The sequence below is a fragment of the Maritimibacter sp. UBA3975 genome, assembly GCF_002384975.1.
Taxonomy (GTDB): domain Bacteria; phylum Pseudomonadota; class Alphaproteobacteria; order Rhodobacterales; family Rhodobacteraceae; genus Maritimibacter.
Genome location: NZ_DGCP01000009.1, coordinates 625,632 through 642,796, shown reverse-complemented (window position 1 = coordinate 642,796; position 17,165 = coordinate 625,632). Strand labels below are relative to the sequence as shown.

Annotated in this window: 16 protein-coding genes; 9 read left to right on the top strand and 7 right to left on the bottom strand. The window is 65.4% G+C overall.

What is annotated here, in order from left to right:
* Nucleotides 1–17: 17 nt before the first annotated feature.
* The 5 genes from B2585_RS08350 to B2585_RS08330 form a co-directional block, all read right to left on the bottom strand.
* On the bottom strand, nt 18–755 hold the full coding sequence (locus B2585_RS08350) for an SDR family oxidoreductase (RefSeq protein WP_292021893.1): 738 nt from the start codon (nt 753–755) through the stop codon (nt 18–20).
* Nucleotides 752–2,062 (bottom strand): FAD-binding oxidoreductase, encoded by a 1,311-nt coding sequence (locus tag B2585_RS08345; protein WP_292021891.1) that lies wholly within the window; start codon nt 2,060–2,062, stop codon nt 752–754. Before B2585_RS08345 ends, B2585_RS08350 begins: the two co-directional genes overlap by 4 nt.
* Nucleotides 2,043–3,038, bottom strand: a complete 996-nt coding sequence (locus B2585_RS08340; protein ID WP_292021889.1) for a lysylphosphatidylglycerol synthase transmembrane domain-containing protein — start codon at nt 3,036–3,038, stop codon at nt 2,043–2,045. The genes B2585_RS08345 and B2585_RS08340 overlap by 20 nt, the downstream gene beginning before the upstream one ends.
* A 124-nt stretch (nt 3,039–3,162) precedes the next feature.
* Nucleotides 3,163–3,864: a heme-dependent oxidative N-demethylase family protein gene (locus B2585_RS08335; protein WP_292021888.1), complete on the bottom strand. Its 702-nt coding sequence runs from the start codon at nt 3,862–3,864 to the stop codon at nt 3,163–3,165.
* A gap of 38 nt (nt 3,865–3,902) precedes the next feature.
* The gene (locus B2585_RS08330; protein ID WP_292021886.1) at nt 3,903–4,736 is read right to left on the bottom strand and encodes a bifunctional allantoicase/(S)-ureidoglycine aminohydrolase; all 834 of its coding nucleotides are present in this window, start codon (nt 4,734–4,736) and stop codon (nt 3,903–3,905) included.
* A 95-nt stretch (nt 4,737–4,831) separates the two neighbouring features.
* On the opposite strand from B2585_RS08330, the gene glpD reads away from it, so the two are divergent.
* The 5 genes from glpD to B2585_RS08305 all read left to right on the top strand — a co-directional run bounded on the left by glpD (nt 4,832) and on the right by B2585_RS08305 (nt 11,929).
* Nucleotides 4,832–6,307, top strand: coding sequence for a glycerol-3-phosphate dehydrogenase (gene glpD / locus B2585_RS08325; RefSeq protein ID WP_292021884.1), 1,476 nt, complete (start codon nt 4,832–4,834; stop codon nt 6,305–6,307).
* Between the two features lie 68 nt (nt 6,308–6,375).
* Nucleotides 6,376–7,842 (top strand): glycerol kinase GlpK, encoded by a 1,467-nt coding sequence (glpK, locus tag B2585_RS08320; protein ID WP_292021881.1) that lies wholly within the window; start codon nt 6,376–6,378, stop codon nt 7,840–7,842.
* Between the two features lie 56 nt (nt 7,843–7,898).
* A complete protein-coding gene (locus tag B2585_RS08315) occupies nt 7,899–9,107 on the top strand; it encodes an MFS transporter (protein WP_292021879.1) in 1,209 nt (402 codons plus the stop codon).
* 208 nt (nt 9,108–9,315) lie between these two features.
* Nucleotides 9,316–9,777 (top strand): (2Fe-2S)-binding protein, encoded by a 462-nt coding sequence (locus B2585_RS08310; protein ID WP_292021877.1) that lies wholly within the window; start codon nt 9,316–9,318, stop codon nt 9,775–9,777.
* Between the two features lies 1 nt (nt 9,778).
* Nucleotides 9,779–11,929, top strand: a complete 2,151-nt coding sequence (locus B2585_RS08305; protein WP_292021875.1) for a xanthine dehydrogenase family protein molybdopterin-binding subunit — start codon at nt 9,779–9,781, stop codon at nt 11,927–11,929.
* Between the two features lie 148 nt (nt 11,930–12,077).
* Here the strand turns inward: B2585_RS08305 and B2585_RS08300 are convergent, their stop codons facing one another.
* Together B2585_RS08300 and puuE are read right to left on the bottom strand one after the other, a co-directional pair.
* Nucleotides 12,078–12,569 (bottom strand): ureidoglycolate lyase, encoded by a 492-nt coding sequence (locus B2585_RS08300; protein ID WP_292021873.1) that lies wholly within the window; start codon nt 12,567–12,569, stop codon nt 12,078–12,080.
* Entirely contained in the window at nt 12,566–13,981 is a 1,416-nt protein-coding gene (gene puuE / locus B2585_RS08295) for an allantoinase PuuE (protein ID WP_292021872.1), read from the bottom strand. The genes B2585_RS08300 and puuE overlap by 4 nt, the downstream gene beginning before the upstream one ends.
* A 172-nt stretch (nt 13,982–14,153) precedes the next feature.
* Here puuE and uraH point away from each other — a divergent pair, with 172 nt between their 5' ends.
* The 4 genes from uraH (at nt 14,154) to hisH (ending at nt 17,128) form a co-directional block, all read left to right on the top strand.
* Nucleotides 14,154–14,507 (top strand): hydroxyisourate hydrolase, encoded by a 354-nt coding sequence (gene uraH, locus B2585_RS08290; RefSeq protein WP_292021869.1) that lies wholly within the window; start codon nt 14,154–14,156, stop codon nt 14,505–14,507.
* Between the two features lie 3 nt (nt 14,508–14,510).
* On the top strand, nt 14,511–15,740 hold the full coding sequence (locus B2585_RS08285) for a urate hydroxylase PuuD (protein WP_292021866.1): 1,230 nt from the start codon (nt 14,511–14,513) through the stop codon (nt 15,738–15,740).
* A 163-nt stretch (nt 15,741–15,903) separates the two neighbouring features.
* Nucleotides 15,904–16,491: an imidazoleglycerol-phosphate dehydratase HisB gene (gene hisB, locus B2585_RS08280; protein ID WP_292021865.1), complete on the top strand. Its 588-nt coding sequence runs from the start codon at nt 15,904–15,906 to the stop codon at nt 16,489–16,491.
* 1 nt (nt 16,492) lies between these two features.
* The gene (gene hisH / locus B2585_RS08275; RefSeq protein WP_292021863.1) at nt 16,493–17,128 is read left to right on the top strand and encodes an imidazole glycerol phosphate synthase subunit HisH; all 636 of its coding nucleotides are present in this window, start codon (nt 16,493–16,495) and stop codon (nt 17,126–17,128) included.
* The last annotated feature ends 37 nt before the right edge of the window (nt 17,129–17,165 follow it).

The window sequence follows — 17,165 nt, the reverse complement described above, 5'->3', positions numbered from 1 at the left end:
GCCCGCGGCGAAATCCCTCAGATCGACAGTTTCTTGAAGATCGGTTCGGGCACCGACTTGATGATTGTCATGATGATGCGCCAAAAGAACGGCGTGTAGATCACGTTCTTCTTTTTCTCGACGGCCTTGAGGATTTCGGCGGCCACGTCCGCCGGATCGGCGACGAGGAACATGCCCTCGATCCCCCAGGTCATCGCGGTATCGACGAAGCCCGGTTTCACGGTGACCACATGCGCACCTGAGCGATTGAGCCGGTTGCGCAAACCCGCGAGGTAGGTGTGGAAACCCGCCTTGGCCGAGCCATAGACATAGTTGGACAGACGCCCCCGGTCCCCCGCGACCGAGCCAATGCCGACCACGGTGCCGCCCGCGCGGGCTTCCATCACGGGGGCCAGCATGTGCAGGAAGCGGGCGGGGCCGATGTAGCTGTCGGTAACAGTGCCTTCGATCAGCGCGGGGTCGCTGTCGACCGCCGCCTGTTCCGGCATGGAGCCGACGAAAACAGCGGCGTTGATGACGCCCTCCTGCGCTTCGGCCTTTTCGATGATCGGGCCGAAGGTTGCCGGGTCGCGGGCGTCGAAGCGCACCGCTTCCGCCGCCTCGGCCCCGCGCGCGGTGAGGTCGACTGCCGCGCCCTTCAGGTCGTCCATGTCGCGGCCCGCGAGAATGACGGTCGCGCCGCGTTCCGCCACGGCCCGCCCGAAAGCGCGCGCCATCGACGAGGTGGCGCCGAGGATGATCCAGGTCTCGCTCATGTCGCGCTCCTCATGTCCAGTCTGCGCACCATATCGGTGATGAGTGCGCCCTCCGGGTCCGCCTTCGCGGCTTCCGCCACCCAGTCCTGCCATTCGGGATACATCGCCTTGATGGTCTCTCCGGTCGCGAGCGAATCCTTGGCGAGGTAGAGCCGCCCGCCGGCCTCCGCGCACATCTGTTCCAACGCGCCAATCAGCTTGCGCGCCTTGTCGCGGTTGGGGAAATCCACGGCCAGCGTATAGCCCTCCATCGGGAAGGACAGCATCCCGGCCCGTCCCGCGCCCATGCGTTTGAGTACTGCTAGGGGGGAGGCGAGGCCGGAGCGGGCGATCCGCTCCATCATCCCGCGCAGCGCGTCGGTCTGGTCCGGGCCGACGACGCATTGGAACTGGTGAAACCCGGCCTTGCCGTAGAGCTTGGTCATCCCGTGGACCTTGTCGAGCGGGAAGAAGAAGTCCTCCATCGGTTTGTCCGACGTGCGTCCGCCCACCGGGATGCGCCGCAGGTAGCCCGCGTTGAACCCCTTGGTGAACAGGCTGTTTGAGAACAGCCCGATATTGACCGGAACGGATTTCGGTTTGGCCCGAGAAGGCAGGTTCTGTCCGGCGAGTTCGGCTTCCTCGAGGATGCCACGCCCGAGCTTCGAGCCCTTGGCCTGCGCGTCGATCCAGCTCACCGCATAGGGCGCGGTCGAGGCCTCCAGCGCGTCGATCTGGTCGTCCCAGTCGTCGATGCGCCGCTCGGTCACGCGCATGGCGGTGCCGGGGCAGGGCTTCATCTTGATCTTCGCCGACAGGATCACGCCGGTCTGGCCGATCCCGCCCATCGTGGCGCGAAACAGCGTCTTTTGCCGGGAGGGCGAGGCGGTAACCCGTTTGCCGCCGGAGAACAGTGTCACCGACACGACATGCTCGCCGAAACTGCCCGCGACATGGTGGTTCTTGCCGTGCACGTCATTGGCGATGGCTCCGCCGAGGGTGCAAAATCCGGTGCCGGGCACCACGGCAGGCGTCCAGCCGCGTGGCGCGAACAGGCGCATGAGTTCGCCCAGACGAATGCCGGCCTCGGCCTCGACGATGCCCGTATCGGGGTCGAAGGCGAGCACTTTGTCCATGCGGGTCATGTCGATGGCGCGACCCCCGTCGTTCAGGGGCGAGTCGCCATAGGAACGGCGGTTGCCGAAGGCAGGGGCGGGCGTGTCCTGCATGATCCGGGCGAGGGTGGCGGCCCGTTCGGGCCGCGCGATATCGCCGGTGGCATTCAGTACACGGCCCCAGCCGGTGTATTCAGTCGTTTTCCAGAGCATTCTGTCGTGCTTTCGAATGTTTCTCGGCCACGGGGAACAGGGCGAGCCCGATCCCGATAGCGAACCAAAGGGTCGTGACCCGAATGATGGCGGTGGCGGGGAGCGAGGTTTCCAGCCCCACACCTTCGAGTGTGAGGAGCGCGATCATCGCCGCCTCGGCCCCGCCCACACCGCCGGGCGCGCCGGTCAGCCCGCCTGCGAGCGAGGCGAAGACGAAGATGGCGACCGACTTGGCGATCCCGATGTCCGCGCCCATCCAGACGAGGAGCAGGTGAAAGGCGTAGCCTTCCGCGAACCAGCCCACCAGCCCGATGACCAGTGCGAGCGCGGTCAGGCCGGGGGCCGAAAAGGTCTGAAGCGAGCGGGCGGCGCGGCGCACCTTGGCGAAGAGGCGCGGCAGGCGCCCGAGCGTGCGGTGGCCCCACGTCGCGATCTTTTCCAGCAGGACCGGGCGAGTCACCACCAGCGCGCCGATGAGCGCGAGGATGGTGACGGGAATACCGCCCGCGATTCCGGTCGTGGAAAAGGCCAGCGCGATCCCGAGGATGAGGCCCATTGCGGCGAGGTCCGAGGCACGATCGACCAGAACCAGCGGCGCGGTGCGCTCGAACGTCCAGCCCGTCTCGCGCCGGATCCAGCGCATCCGGACGAGCTCGCCCACGCGACCCGGTGTCACGCTCATGGCGAAACCGCCGAGGAAATGGAGGAAATTGGCGACGGGGCCGAGACCGAGGCCAAGGCGTGATGCGAAAAGGTGCCAGCGCAGGCCGCGCAGCAGGTAATTTACGAGAGACAGGGCGAGAAGCGCGAGGAACTGCCAGCCTGAGAGCTTGGCGAGCTGGGCGCGCGTTTCCTCCCACCCGGTCGCGGCGGCGGCGCCGATGAGGCCCGCGACGACCAGCGCGAACAGGCCCAGCAGCAGGAGCGTGTCCCGCATGCGGCGCCGGGGGCGCACGGTGTCCGTTCGTGTGGCCATAGGGGCGGAATTCGCACTCGTCATCGTCATTGACCGCTTGGCTAGCGACAGATTGGGGCGACAATATGATGTTGTTTCGAATTTAGCGACAATTCCTGCGGTTTTCGCAGGGCACCCGCTGTCGCTATTTCAACGTCAGGTATGTGTGTATCGAGAATACCACCGCACCGCTTACGGGCAGGCGCTTGAGCACCTGTCGTTCGCGCCGGTGATAGGGCCGGGGGCCGGGCGGTTCGCGCGGCTCGGCCTCGGGTTTCGGATTGTGCAGGATGTCGGTCCAATAGGGCAGGTTGTTCCAGCGCACCAGCGGCTGCTCGACGCGGACGCCGTCGAAGAGGCGCTGTACCCGGCGCGCGACCCCGTCGTCATAGACATCGACTGGCTTGTGGATCCGCGTAAGCGGGCGTCCGAGTTTTTCGGCGAGCGTCCAGCGGGAAGGAAAACAGATTGTCCCGGCGGCCAGCACATGCTCGTCCTCGCCGCGCACCATGATGGCGAAATCCTCCTGCACCATACGCCCGAGCGTGCCCAGCGGGTCGTCGTGGTCCAGCGCGATAGTGCCCCCGTCGGGCCGGGCGTAGGTGTCGCTGGTGACGCCCAGTTCCGCACAGACCGCATCCAGCAGTTCGCGCGCGGGTGCTTCCCCCTCCGGCAGGCTGCCGATCACGTCGTCGCGCCGCTCGGCGATCAGCCGGTCTTTTTCGGCCATCTGTTCGGCGAACCGCTCGTCACGGCGCAGCCAGTCGCCCGGCGCGAGGGGCCGGGTGCCCGGAAGCGGGTGGTCCGCGGCGTCCGCGGGCATGGTGTCGTGCAGGTGGCGGGTCATCGGCGCAGGGTGACGCGACTCGCGCGCCCTTGGCAAGCTCAGAGGTCGAGCGACATGTGCCGGTTCACGTCCTTGTAGAGCAGGTAGCGGAATGGTTCCGGTCCGCCCGCGTAGCAGGCCTGCGGGCAGAAGGCGCGCAGCCAGATGTAATCGCCCGCCTCGACCTCGACCCAGTCCTGATTGAGCCGGTAGATGCCCTTGCCTTGCAGAATGAACAGCCCGTGCTCCATGACATGCGTTTCCATGAAGGGGATCACCGCGCCCGGCTCGAACGTGACGATGGTGACGTGCATGTCATGGCGCACGTCGAGCGGGTCGACGAAGCGGGTGGTCGCCCATTTGCCTTCGGTTCCCGGCATCGGGTGGGGGGCATGGTCGCGCTCGTTCGTGATGAAGACCTCGGGCGTGTCGATGCCCTCGACCTTGTCATACCGTTTGCGAATCCAGTGGAAGAACGCCGGTATGTCGCCCTGGTTCTCGATCGCCCAGTCGGTGCCGGGGGGCAGATATGCATAGCCGCCCGGTCCCATCCGGTAGATCTCGCCCTCGATCTTGAGCCAGAGCTCGCCCTTGGTGACGAAGAGCACCGCCTCGGCGGCCGGGTTCGTCTCGGGCGTGGCGGAGCCCCCGCCGGGCGCCACTTCGAGAACGTAATGCGAGAAGGTTTCGGAGAATCCCGTCATCGGGCGCGACAGCACCCAGACCTTGGTGTTGCCCCAAAACGGCAGCGCGATCAGCACGATGTCGGTCATCGTGGCGCGCGGAATGACGGCATAGGCGTCGGTCAGGACCGCCCGGCCCGTGTCGCCGGTCATGAGATCAGATTGCGGGGGAAGCCCCCCGGGAGGTGTAGAGTAGGTGCGCGTGGCCATGATTTCCTCGGTAACCCGACGTCTATACGCGCGGATGTGATCGTAGCCAAGGGGGCATACCTTGCAGGTGCAGCATAAGGCCTTAGGGTAGGGGCATGTCTGAAACTGTCGATATTTTCGTCATAGGCGGTGGTGTGAACGGCGTCGGGATCGCGCGAGACGCGGCCGGCCGCGGCCTTCGGGTGACGCTGGCCGAGATGGGCGATCTGGCTCAGGCGACCTCGTCGGCCTCGTCCAAGCTCATCCACGGGGGCCTTCGCTACCTCGAATTCTACGAGTTCCGGCTGGTGCGCGAGAGCTTGCAGGAGCGCGAGAAGCTTCTGGCCGCGATGCCCCATATCGCCTGGCCCATGCGCTTTGTCCTGCCGCATCATTCGGGGCTGCGCCCTGACTGGATGCTGCGCTCGGGTCTGTTTCTGTATGACCGGCTGGGCGGGCGTGGCCTGCCGGGGACCAAACGCATCAACCTGCGCTCGCATCCGGCGGGGGCGTTGCTCAAGCCGGATTTCCGCACCGGGTTCGAGTATTCCGATGCCTGGGTGGACGACGCGAGGCTCGTTGCGCTCAACGCCCGCGATTCCGAAATGCGCGGGGCGCGGATCATGACGCGGGCCAAGGTCGTCGCGACCGCACGTCATGCCTCGCACTGGGAAGTGAATGTCGAGCGGGACGGGCGGATCGAGACCCACCGCGCGCGCAAACTCGTCAATGCCGCCGGACCGTGGGCCGGGGACCTGAGCGAAAAGACAGGCGACAGCCACAAGATCCGGCTCGTGCGTGGCTCGCACATCGTTATTCCGCGGCTGCCGGGCCACAATCAGCCCTATATCCTGCAAGGCGGGGACGGTCGCATCGTCTTCGTCATACCCTATGAAGACGATTTTACGCTGATCGGCACGACCGAGGCCGAGCATCACGGCGACCCGAAGGCGGCGGAGTGCTCGCCGGAGGAAGCGGCCTACCTCGTGGATTTCGTGAATGACTACCTCGCCACGCCGGTTTCCACCGACGACGTGGTCTGGACCTATTCCGGCGTGCGGCCCCTTATCGAGACCGAAGGTTCGGCGCGCTCGGCGAGCCGCGATTATCAGCTCGCCTATGACGACAGTGCGGCGCCCCTGCTGACTGTACTCGGAGGCAAGCTGACCACCTTTCGCAAGCTTTCGGAGGCGGCGCTGGAGAAACTGGGCTATTCCGGCCAGTGGACCGCTCGCGCGCCACTTCCCGGCGGCACCTTCGACCGCCAGCAGAGCGTCGCGATGGTCGGGCGCTGGATGGAGCGTCATCCGTTCCTGACCGAGGCTTGGGCGCGGCGTCTCCTGCGGGCCTACGGGACCGAGGCGGAGACGATCCTTGGCGCGTCGCAGACCGTAGAAGACCTTGGACAGGATTTTGGCGCGACCCTGACGGAAGCCGAGGTGCGCCATCTTATGCGGCATGAATTCGCGCGCACGGCCGAGGACGTGCTGTGGCGGCGCTCCAAGCTCGGGCTGCGGATGGATGCCGCCGGGATTGAGGCGCTGGAGAGCTTCATGGCAGGCCGGCGCGACGAGATCAGGGCGGCGGAATAGGCGACGTCTTCGGATGACATACTGCGGGGAGTCGACATGAATTCTGCCGCCGACAGGAGGGAGGACACATGACCCATATTCTCGCGCTCGATCAGGGCACGACCAGTTCCCGCGCCATCGCGTTCGATGGCGACATGGCCCCCGTGACCAGCGCCCAGCGGGAGTTCGACCAGCACTTCCCGCGCTCTGGCTGGGTCGAGCACGAACCCGAAGACATCTGGGACACGACCCTCGCCACAGCCCGCGAGGTCGCGCAAGAGGTCGGCGATATCGCCGCCATCGGGATTACCAACCAACGCGAGACCGTCGTGATCTGGGACCGCGAGACGGGCAAGGCGATCCATAAGGCGATCGTCTGGCAGGACCGGCGAACGGCGCCACTCTGCGCCACACTGCGCGACGAGGGATTCGAGGATGTAGTACGCACACGCACCGGTTTGCTGCTCGACCCCTATTTCTCAGCCACCAAGGTCAAATGGCTTCTGGACGAGGTTCAGGGCTCACGCGCGGCGGCCGAGGCTGGAAAACTCGCGTTCGGGACCGTCGACACGTTCCTCATCTGGCGGCTGACCGAAGGGCGGGTCCATGCCACGGACGCCACGAACGCGGCGCGCACCATGCTTTACGATATCCACAAAGGGACGTGGGACACGGAGATCTGCGACCGGCTTGGCATCCCCATGTCGATGCTGCCCGAGGTGCGCGACAGCGACGGAGATTTCGGGGAGACGACGTTGCTGGGCGGCTCCATCCCGATCCGGGGTGTGGCAGGGGATCAGCAGGCGGCCACCATCGGACAGGCCTGTTTCACGCCGGGTATGATCAAGTCCACCTATGGAACCGGGTGCTTTGCGCTGTTGAACACCGGCGCAACCGCCGTCACCTCGAAAAACCGGCTGCTCACCACCATCGCCTACCAGCTTGGCGGCAAGACGACCTACGCGCTCGAGGGCTCGATCTTCGTTGCGGGGGCCGTCGTGCAATGGCTGCGCGACGGGCTTGGCATTCTTGGTCAGGCGTCGGACGCGGGACCATTGGCGCGCAAGGCCGATCCCGGTCAGGACGTGATCCTCGTCCCAGCCTTCACCGGGCTTGGCGCACCCTATTGGGATGCGGAATGCCGGGGCGCGGTCTATGGCCTGACCCGCAATTCCGGACCTGCGGAGTTCGCCAAGGCCGCCCTTGAGAGCGTGGGGTTCCAGACCCGTGATCTGCTGGAGGCGATGGAGGCGGACATGGGGCAGCCGATCGAGGGAGTGCTGCGCGTCGACGGCGGCATGTCTGCTTCGCGCTTCGCGATGCAGTTCCTCGCCGACATCACGGGTGCTCCGGTGGACCGTCCGCCGGTGCTGGAGACGACGGCGATGGGCGCCGCCTGGCTTGCGGGGCAGGCCGTCGGGCTTTACCCGGATGCCGAGACTTTCGCCAAGGGATGGTCTGCAGAGATGCGCTTTGATCCGAAGATGGACCCGGACGACCGCGCGGCACGCTACGGCGCGTGGAAGGACGCGGTCCGGCGCACCCTGTCGTCATGACGCGCGACAGGTGCGGGGTGCCGTGATAACCACGCGGTGCAGTTGGGGGGCATGACATGACCGGAGACGAGAGCGCGCTGAAGCCATATCGCTGGGTCGTGGTCGGGGCGTCTGCGCTGATCCTCGCGCTCGCGATGGGGTCCATCGTCAATGGCATGTCCGCCTATGTCGTCCCGCTCGAGGAGACCTATGGGTGGGAACGCGGGGCGATTTCCCTGATCAATGTCTCCGGCATCCTCGGCATGGCGCTGGGCGGTATGCTCATGGGCGCCGTGGCCGACCGGATCGGCACGCGGCCTGTCGTTCTGATCGGTGTCGTGGTCATGGGGCTGGCCTACCTCGCCGCGTCCTTTGCCGTGGCTCTGTGGCAGTTCTACGCGCTGATGTTCATCGCAGGCGCGTTCGGGGCCGCAGGGATTTTCGCCCCGATCATGGCGCTCGTGGGCAAGTGGTTTCCCATCGGGGCTGGCCTCGCGCTCGGGATCGCGTCGGCCGGACAGGCGTTGGGGCAGGGCGGCGTGCCGTTCGGCTCGGCGCTGCTGATCAAGTCGGTCGGAATATCGGGTGCGCTCGCGATAACTGGCGGGCTGATGCTGGCACTTCTTCTGCCGCTCGCATTGCTCCTGCGGCCCGTGGCGGCCCTCGCGGCGGGCGCGCGCGTACCGGATGAGAGCGGCTATCCCCCGATCCGGCTCGTCGTGCCCACGATGTGCCTCGCCATCTTCCTGTGCTGCACCTGCATGTCGGTGCCGCTCATGCACCTCGTGCCCTATATTCAGGACTGCGGGTTCACGGTCGATCAGGCCGGTGGCGTCGTGTTCCTCATGCTCATGGTCGGCATCCTGGGGCGCGTGGCGTTCGGCAAGCTGGCCGACATCGTGGGTGCCATTCCCGCCTATATGACCGCGACCGCGTGGATGACGCTTTTGATCTACGGGTTCATGCTGATCAACGACCTGTCGGCCTTCTACCTCTACGCCCCGATCTATGGCTTTGGCTACGCGGGCGTGATGACCGGCGTGCTGACCACCATCGCGGCGAACACGCCGCCGTCGCGGCGCGGCTTCGCGATGGGTGTCGTGACGATGTTCGGCTGGTTCGGTCATGCGAACGGCGGCTATATCGGGGGCGCGCTTTATGACCTCACGGCGGATTATGCGGTGGCCTATGGCCTTGCCGCCCTCGCCGGCGCGCTGAACCTTGTCGTCGTCGGCTGGCTCTACTGGCGCATCCGGGGGCAGCGCGCGGCCGCGATACCCGCTTAACATGTATAGGAATTGCCAATTTCGTGGATCGCTTGACTGTTTTCCTTGAGAGTTTTGCGAAAGGCGCCCCAACGGTCCGGGTCGCCTAGCTTCCCCGGCACGCGAACCTGTGTCTACCCTTCGTAAGAGTCCGGGCGAATTGCGCCTGCGAGAGCTGCACGCCGGGACTGCCAAATAGCCACGAGCCAAAGGCGTCAGGGAGGACAACATGGCGATCACACTGAAAATCAACGGCGAGGAGAAGAGTGTCGAGGCGCCGCCCGATATGCCGCTTCTCTGGGCCATCCGGGACATGCTCGGCATGACCGGGACCAAGTTCGGCTGCGGCGTAGCCTCCTGCGGTGCCTGCACGGTGCATGTGGACGGGGAACCGACCCGCTCCTGCCAGGCGCAAGTGGGCGACCTTGAAGGGGCCGAAATCACGACGATCGAGGGTCTGAACTCCGACGTCGCGGCAGCGGTGCAATCGGCATGGGCCGATCTGGACGTCGTGCAATGCGGTTACTGCCAGTCCGGACAGATCATGTCGGCGGTGGGCCTTCTCAGCGAGAATGCCAAACCGACCGACGAAGACATCGACAGCTACATGTGGGGCAACGTCTGCCGCTGCGCGACTTACACGCGCATCCGGGCCGCGATCCACGAAGCGTCAAAGCGGATGGAGGCCTGATATGAACATCAAGACCACACGCCGCGCCTTCTTGCAGGGCGCCACAGCCGCATCGGCCGCGATGGTCGTCGGGCTGAACGCCAAGGGGGCCTGGGCCGCCGGCCACGGCGGAGATTTCGTGCCGAACCCCTTCGTCAGGATCGCGCCGGACGGAAGTGTTACCGTCGTGCTCAAGCATTTCGAGATGGGGCAGGGCACGTCCACGGGCCTTGCAACGCTGCTGGCGGAAGAGTTGGACGCGAAGTGGGAGGACGTGGGCATCGAATTCGCCCCCGCCGACACCGCGATCTACATGAACACGCTGATGGGTGTGCAGGGATCCGGCGGTTCGACCGCCATCGCCAACAGCTACATGCAATACCGTGAGGCAGGGGCCGCGGCGAAGTCGTTGCTCGTGCAGGCTGCTGCGTCGGAGTGGGGCGTGGATGCCAGCGAGATCGAAGTGCAGGACGGCATGGTGAGCCACGGCTCCAACAGCGCGTCCTTTGGCGATCTGGTCGGCATGGTGCCCGAGGGCGCGACGCCGAACCCGCAACTCAAGGACCCGAGCGCCTTTACCAAAATCGGGGCTGACAAGCTGGCGCGCAAGGACAGCAAGGCCAAGACCGACGGCACCGCGATCTTCGCGATGGACGTCATGCCCGAGGGCGTCGTCTTCGCAGTGCTCAAGCGGTCGCCCAAGTTCGGCGGCACGCTGACCTCGTTCGATGCCTCCGCCGCGATGGAGGTCGAGGGCGTGGTGGACGTCAAGCAGACGCCGATGGGCGTCGCGGTTTACGCCACCAACACCTGGGCCGCCTTGAAGGGGCGCGAGGCGCTGACGACCGAGTGGGACTTCTCCAACGCAGAAACCCGGTCGCAGGACGAGATGGAGGCGGAATATGCCGCCGCGATGGACGAGGCCGAGGGGCTTCCCGCCCGCGCCGAGGGCGATACCGCCGGTGCGCTGGAAGGCGCGGCCAAGACCATCGAGGCCGAGTTCCACTTTCCGTTCCTCGCTCATGCGCCGATGGAGCCGCTCAACAGCGTGGTCCAGATCAAGGATGGCAAGGCGCAGTGCTGGGACGGGTGTCAGTTCCACACCGTAACGCAGGGCGCGGTTGGCGCCGTGTCGGGGGTCGGGCCGGAGAACACCTCGATCGAAACCGTCTATGCGGGCGGATCGTTCGGGCGGCGGGCCAACTTCTCGTCCGACTACGAGGTCGAGGCGACGATGGCCGCGATGGCGCTGGGCGATGGCCGCCCGGTCAAGCTCGTCTGGTCGCGCGAGGACGACGTGCGGGGCGGCTACTACCGCCCGATGACCAAGCACCGTGTGCGCGCCGGGGTCGATGCCGACGGCAAGCTCGTGGGCTGGCATTCCATCATGGCCAACAAGTCGATCTTCAAGACCACGCCGATGGACGAGGCCGTGGTTGTCGACGGCGTCGACATCTTCTCGGTCGAAGGGGTGGCGGATACGGAATACGCCATTCCGAACATGTCCGTGACGCTCCATGACATGGAGACCGCAGTGCCGATGCTCTGGTGGCGCTCGGTGGGTCATTCCCATTCGGGCTACGCGATGGAGGTCGCCATGGACATGGCCGCCGAAGCCGCAGGGCGCGATCCGGTGGAGTTCCGGCAGGACCTGCTCGCGGGTGCGCCGCGGTCGCTGGCTGTCCTTAACCTCGCTGCCGAGAAAGCGGGCTGGGGCGGGGATCTGCCGGACGGCTGGGGACGCGGCGTCGCGGTTCACAAGAGCTTCAATACCCATATGGCGCAGGTGGCCGAGGTTTCGGTCACGGACGGCAAGGTGAAGCTCGAACGGATCGTGGCGGCCGTGGACTGTGGCGTCCCCGTGAACCCGGACGTGATCCGCGCGCAGGTGGAGGGGGCCATCGGCTATGGCCTCGGCCACGTCATGCGTCAGAAGATCACGTTCACGGATGGGGAGGTGGATCAGTCGAACTTCCCCGACTACGAACCGCTCCGGATCTCGGACATGCCCAAGGTGGAAGTGCATATCGTCCGGTCGAGTGAGGCCCCAACGGGCATTGGTGAGCCGGGCCTGCCGCCTGCCGGACCTGCCGTGGCCAACGCGATCTATGCCGCGATGGGCAAGCGGGTGATGCATCTGCCCATGGTGGATGACGGGGTCGAATTCTCCTGATCCACCCTGATCGATGACGACGCCCCCGGTGAAGGCCGGGGGCGTCTTTTTTGGGTTTCGCCGCGGGCTGCGCCCGCGTCGACCGGGGCGAGGGGCGCTGCCCCTCGCGCTCCCCGAGGTATTTCCGGACCAGAGAAGTTGGGCCGCGTCAGGTCGGGGCGGCGACCGTCCAGGGTGTCTCGAACAGGTGTTCCTCGAGGTTCGCGCCCGGCCCGATGCGGTCGATCACGGCGAAGAGGCCGGGCGCCTCAAGCGGTGTGAGGACGCCGTGCCAGGTGCCGCGGTGGAAATTGATCGCCTGGCCGGGTGCGGTGAGGAAGGCCTCGGGCGTGCCCGGTGCGCCGCCCGTGTCGGGGGCCGCGATCACGAGGAAGCTTGTCATCGACATGGGCACGAAGCACTGCGAGCCGTCCGGGTGGCGCTCGACCAAGGCGAGGGCATAGGGCAGCGCCCGCGGTTCGGCGTTGAACAGGCTGACGCCTGCGCGGCCGTCGGTGAAGTCGAGGGTGGCGCGGTCGTGGTAGCGGCCGCACTTGCCCGCGTTGATGATCTTGTCCGGCGCGCCTTTCGTGTCGAGAACGTCGCCAAACGGGGCGAAGGCTTCACGCGTCAGCGGGCGGGCCGCGATTGTGCGGCTCATCCGAGCTTTTCCTTCAGGCGGAGGAAGGCGATCCGCTCCACCTGTTTGCAGGCCTCGGAAAATTCCGTGTCGGTGTCGTTGTCGACCCGGCGGGTGAAGGCGTTGAGGATGCCCTGCTTGTCGTGATCACGCACGGCGATGATGAAAGGGAAGCCGTGTTTCGCGACATAGGCGTCGTTCAGCCGTGTGAAGGCCGCACGTTCATCGTCTGTAAGGGCGTCTAGCCCTGCGCTGGCCTGTTCCGAGGTGCTTTCGGCGGTCAATCGCTTCGCCGCGGCGAGCTTGCCCGCCAGGTCAGGGTGGGCGGTCAGGACGCCAAGGCGTTCCTCCCGGCTGGCCGAGCGGAAAACGCGGGCGAGCGCGTTGTGGATGCCGACTGCGCTGTCGTGGGCGGGGCCCAGCTCGAGATGCCACGCCCTGTCCGCGATCCATGGGGAATGTTCGAAAATTCCCCCAAATTCCCGGACGAAACGGTCGTTTTCCCACCGATGAGGTTCGATTCGTGCAATTCGTGGATGCTCCTCGGCCCAATGGCGCGCGATGTCGATGCGGCGCGGAGTCCAAACGCCTTCGTGCCCCTGAATGTAGTCGATGAAGCGCTTCAGTGCCATAACGCGCCCGGGCCGTCCGACGATCCGGCAGTGCAGCCCAATGCTCATCATCTTCGGCGCGCCAGCCAGCCCCTCGGCATAGAGCGCGTCGAAACTGTCCTTGAGATAGGTGAAGAACTGCTCGCCCGTGTTGAACCCCTGCGCCGTGGCGAAGCGCATGTCGTTGGCGTCCATCGTATAAGGGATCACGAGTTGTTCGCGATCGCCCACGCGCAGCCAATATGGCAGGTCGTCGTCGATGGTGTCGGAGACATAGGCCATCTGTCCGGTCTCGGCCACGAGCCGCACCGTGTTCATCGAGCATCGGCCGGTGTACCAGCCCTCGGGCGAGGTGCCGGTGACCTCGGTGTGAAGGCGGATCGCCTCGGCTATTGTGGCGCGTTCTGCGTCCTCGGGCATATCCTTGTGCTCGACCCACTTCAGGCCGTGCGAGGCGATCTCCCAATCCGCGTCGATCATCGCGGCCACCTGTTCCGGCGAGCGGGCGAGTGCGGTGGCAACGCCATAGACCGTCGGCTTGATCGCGGCCTCACCGAACAGCCGGTGAAGCCGCCAGAACCCGGCGCGCGCGCCGTAATCGTAGTTCGATTCCATGTTCCAGTGGCGCTGACCGGGCCAGGGGGCCGCGCCGATGATCTCGGACAGGAAAGCTTCTGACGCCGCGTCCCCGTGCAAGACGTTGTTTTCGCCGCCTTCCTCGTAGTTCACGACGAACTGGACGGCGATGCGCGCACCGCCCGGCCACTGCGGATCGGGGGGCGTCGCCCCGTAACCGCGCAAGTCTCTCGGATACCTGTTCAACGCGTGCCCCTCATCCTGCCGAAGCCGTCGACTTTGCCCTTAATTTGAGCAAACGGTCCTCCGAATGGATATTCCCTTGTGAAGGGATTTGAAACGCTTTTCACTCAAGCCATTGTTGTGAGGACGATTTCGGGCGATTGTCGACGCGGGACACAAGGGACATGATCGAAAAATGAGCGGATACCTCACGACTCACGTTCTGGACACGGCGCGCGGGCAGCCGGCGGAAGGGATCGAGATTGCCCTTTACCGGGTGTCGGGCGCATCGCGCGACAAGATCGCGACGACCACGACCAATGCGGACGGACGCACCGATGGTCCGATCCTGCCGGAGAGCGTGTTCAGGACAGGGACCTATGAACTGGTCTTCTTCGCGGGTGACTATCTGCGCGCGACGGGGCAGGCCCGCAGCGATCCCCTGTTTCTGGACGAAATCCCGATCCGCTTCGGCATGGACGAGGAAAGCCACTACCATGTGCCGCTGTTGCTCTCGCCCTTCGGCTACTCGACCTATCGCGGGAGCTAGGCCATGGCGGGTATTATCCTTCTCGACTGGCTGGAATTCGCGGTGCGCTGGCTCCACGTCATCACCGCGATCGCCTGGATCGGGTCGTCCTTCTATTTCATCGCGCTGGACCTTGGCCTGCGCCCCTCCACCGACCGTCGGCAGGAGGGCGTGGGCGGTGAAGCCTGGCAAGTGCATGGCGGCGGATTCTATTTCATCCAGAAGTACCTCGTCTCGCCCTCCCGGATGCCGGATGAACTGACATGGTTCAAATGGGAGAGCTATTCGACCTGGCTGTCCGGGGCTGCGCTTCTCATGCTGGTCTACTGGGCCGGTTCCGAGATGTACCTGATCGACGCGGCCAAGATGGAACTGTCGCCTCTGATCGCGATCCTGATTTCGGCGGCGTCACTGACGGTCGGCTGGATCATCTATGATTTCCTGTGCAAGTCCGGGCTGGCGGAGCGGCCCACGCTCCTCATGATCCTATTGTTCGTGCTCCTCATGGCGATGGGCTGGGGTTACAACCAGATATTCACGGGGCGCGCGGTGATGATCCACCTCGGGGCCTTCACGGCCACGATCATGACGGCGAACGTGTTTTTCATCATCATGCCGAACCAGCGGATCGTGGTGAAAGACCTGATCGACAAGCGCGAGCCCGATCCGAAATACGGCAAGATCGCCAAGCTGCGCTCGACCCATAACAACTATCTGACCCTGCCGGTCATCTTCCTGATGCTGTCGAACCACTACCCGCTGGCCTTCGCGAGCACCTACAACTGGGTCATCGCGGGCCTCGTGTTCCTGATGGGCGTGACGATCCGGCATTTCTTCAACACGCATCACGCGCACAAGGGCAACCTGTGGTGGACGTGGCTGGTCACCGCGCTCCTGTTCCTCGGCGCGGTCTGGCTGTCGACGCTGGGCACGCAGGCGGACAGCTATGAGGAAAGCGAAGCCCGTGCGCTCACGCCGCATGAGGAGCGGTATGCGAGTGTTGCCGAGTTCGAGGATGTGCTCTGGGTCGTGCAGGGGCGGTGCTCCATGTGTCATGCGCGCGAGCCGGGGTGGGACGGGATCGCAGCGGCGCCAAAGGGCGTTCTGCTGGAGACGCCCGCCGATATCGCGGGCGAAGCGAAACGCATCTATATCCACGCGGGCCTGACCGACGCGATGCCGCCGGCCAACATCACCTTCATGGAGCCCGAGGAACGAGCAATCCTCCGGCGCTGGATCGAGGCGGCGGGCTGAAGGTGTCGCTGCGGGCTGCGCTCGCGCCGATCCAATCGAGGGGCGCTGTCCCTCCGGACCTCCCCGAAGTATTTTTGAAACAGAGAAGACGGACCGTGGTGCTTTGGCTTTGCAGGCGCTCGCGCGCTGACTATAAGGCCCCGTGACCATTGGAGTTTGCGACATGCGCAGAGCGAAGGTGAGCCGGTCCACGGCGGAAACCGAGATCACCGTCGAGATCGACCTCGACGGCACCGGGGCCTATGACAATCAGACGGGCGTGGGGTTCTTCGACCACATGCTCGATCAGCTCGCGCGCCATTCGCTCATCGACATGACCGTGCGGGCCAAGGGCGACTACCACATCGACGACCACCACACGGTCGAGGACACGGGCATCGCGCTGGGTCAGGCGCTGCGCGAGGCATTGGGCGACAAGACGGGCATCAACCGTTACGGCGAATGCAACCTGCCGATGGACGACGCGCAGGTACGCGCTGCGCTCGACCTGTCGGGGCGCCCCTACCTTGTCTGGAACGTCGACATCCCGACGGCCAAGATCGGCGCGTTTGATACCGAGTTGGTGCGCGAGTTTTTTACGGCGTTCTCCGGCAACGGGGGCATCACGCTCCACGTCGACCGCTTGCATGGCTTCAATTCGCACCATATCGTCGAGGCGGCGTTCAAGGCGGTGGCGCGGGCGCTGCGCATCGCGGTCGAGACCGACCCGCGCAAGGCCGATGCCATTCCGTCGACGAAGGGGGCGCTGTAACTTGGTCACGGCGCTGATCGACTACGAGAGCGGCAACCTCCACTCCGCCGAAAAGGCCTTTCAACGCATGGCGCAGGAGGTCGGCGGGGGCGAAGTCGTCGTGACCTCCGACCCGCATATCGTCGCGGCGGCGGACCGGATCGTGCTGCCGGGCGACGGCGCGTTCCCGGCCTGCAAGCAGGCGCTCTTCGACCATCGGGGCATTTTCGAGGCCATGGAACGCGCGGTCTTCGAGCGGGGCGTGCCCTTCATGGGGATCTGCATCGGGATGCAGATGCTAGCCACACGCGGGCTGGAATACAGCGAGACCACGGGTTTCGACTGGATCGGGGGAGACGTGGTCGCGATCGAGCCGGGCGCGGGCAAGAAGGTGCCGCACATGGGCTGGAATGACCTCGTCATCGACAATCCGCACCCGGTTCTGGACGGGATCGAAACCGGCGACCACGCCTATTTCGTCCACTCGTTCCATTTCCGCGTTTCGGACCCGGCCCACCGGATCGCCTATTGCGACTATGGCGAGGAAATCACAGCCATCGTCGGGCACGACAACATGGTGGGCACCCAGTTCCACCCGGAAAAATCACAGGCGAACGGCCTGAAGATCATCGCCAATTTCCTCAACTGGCGTCCCTGATCTTCTTCGGTCCAAAAATACCTCGGAGGGGGTGTGG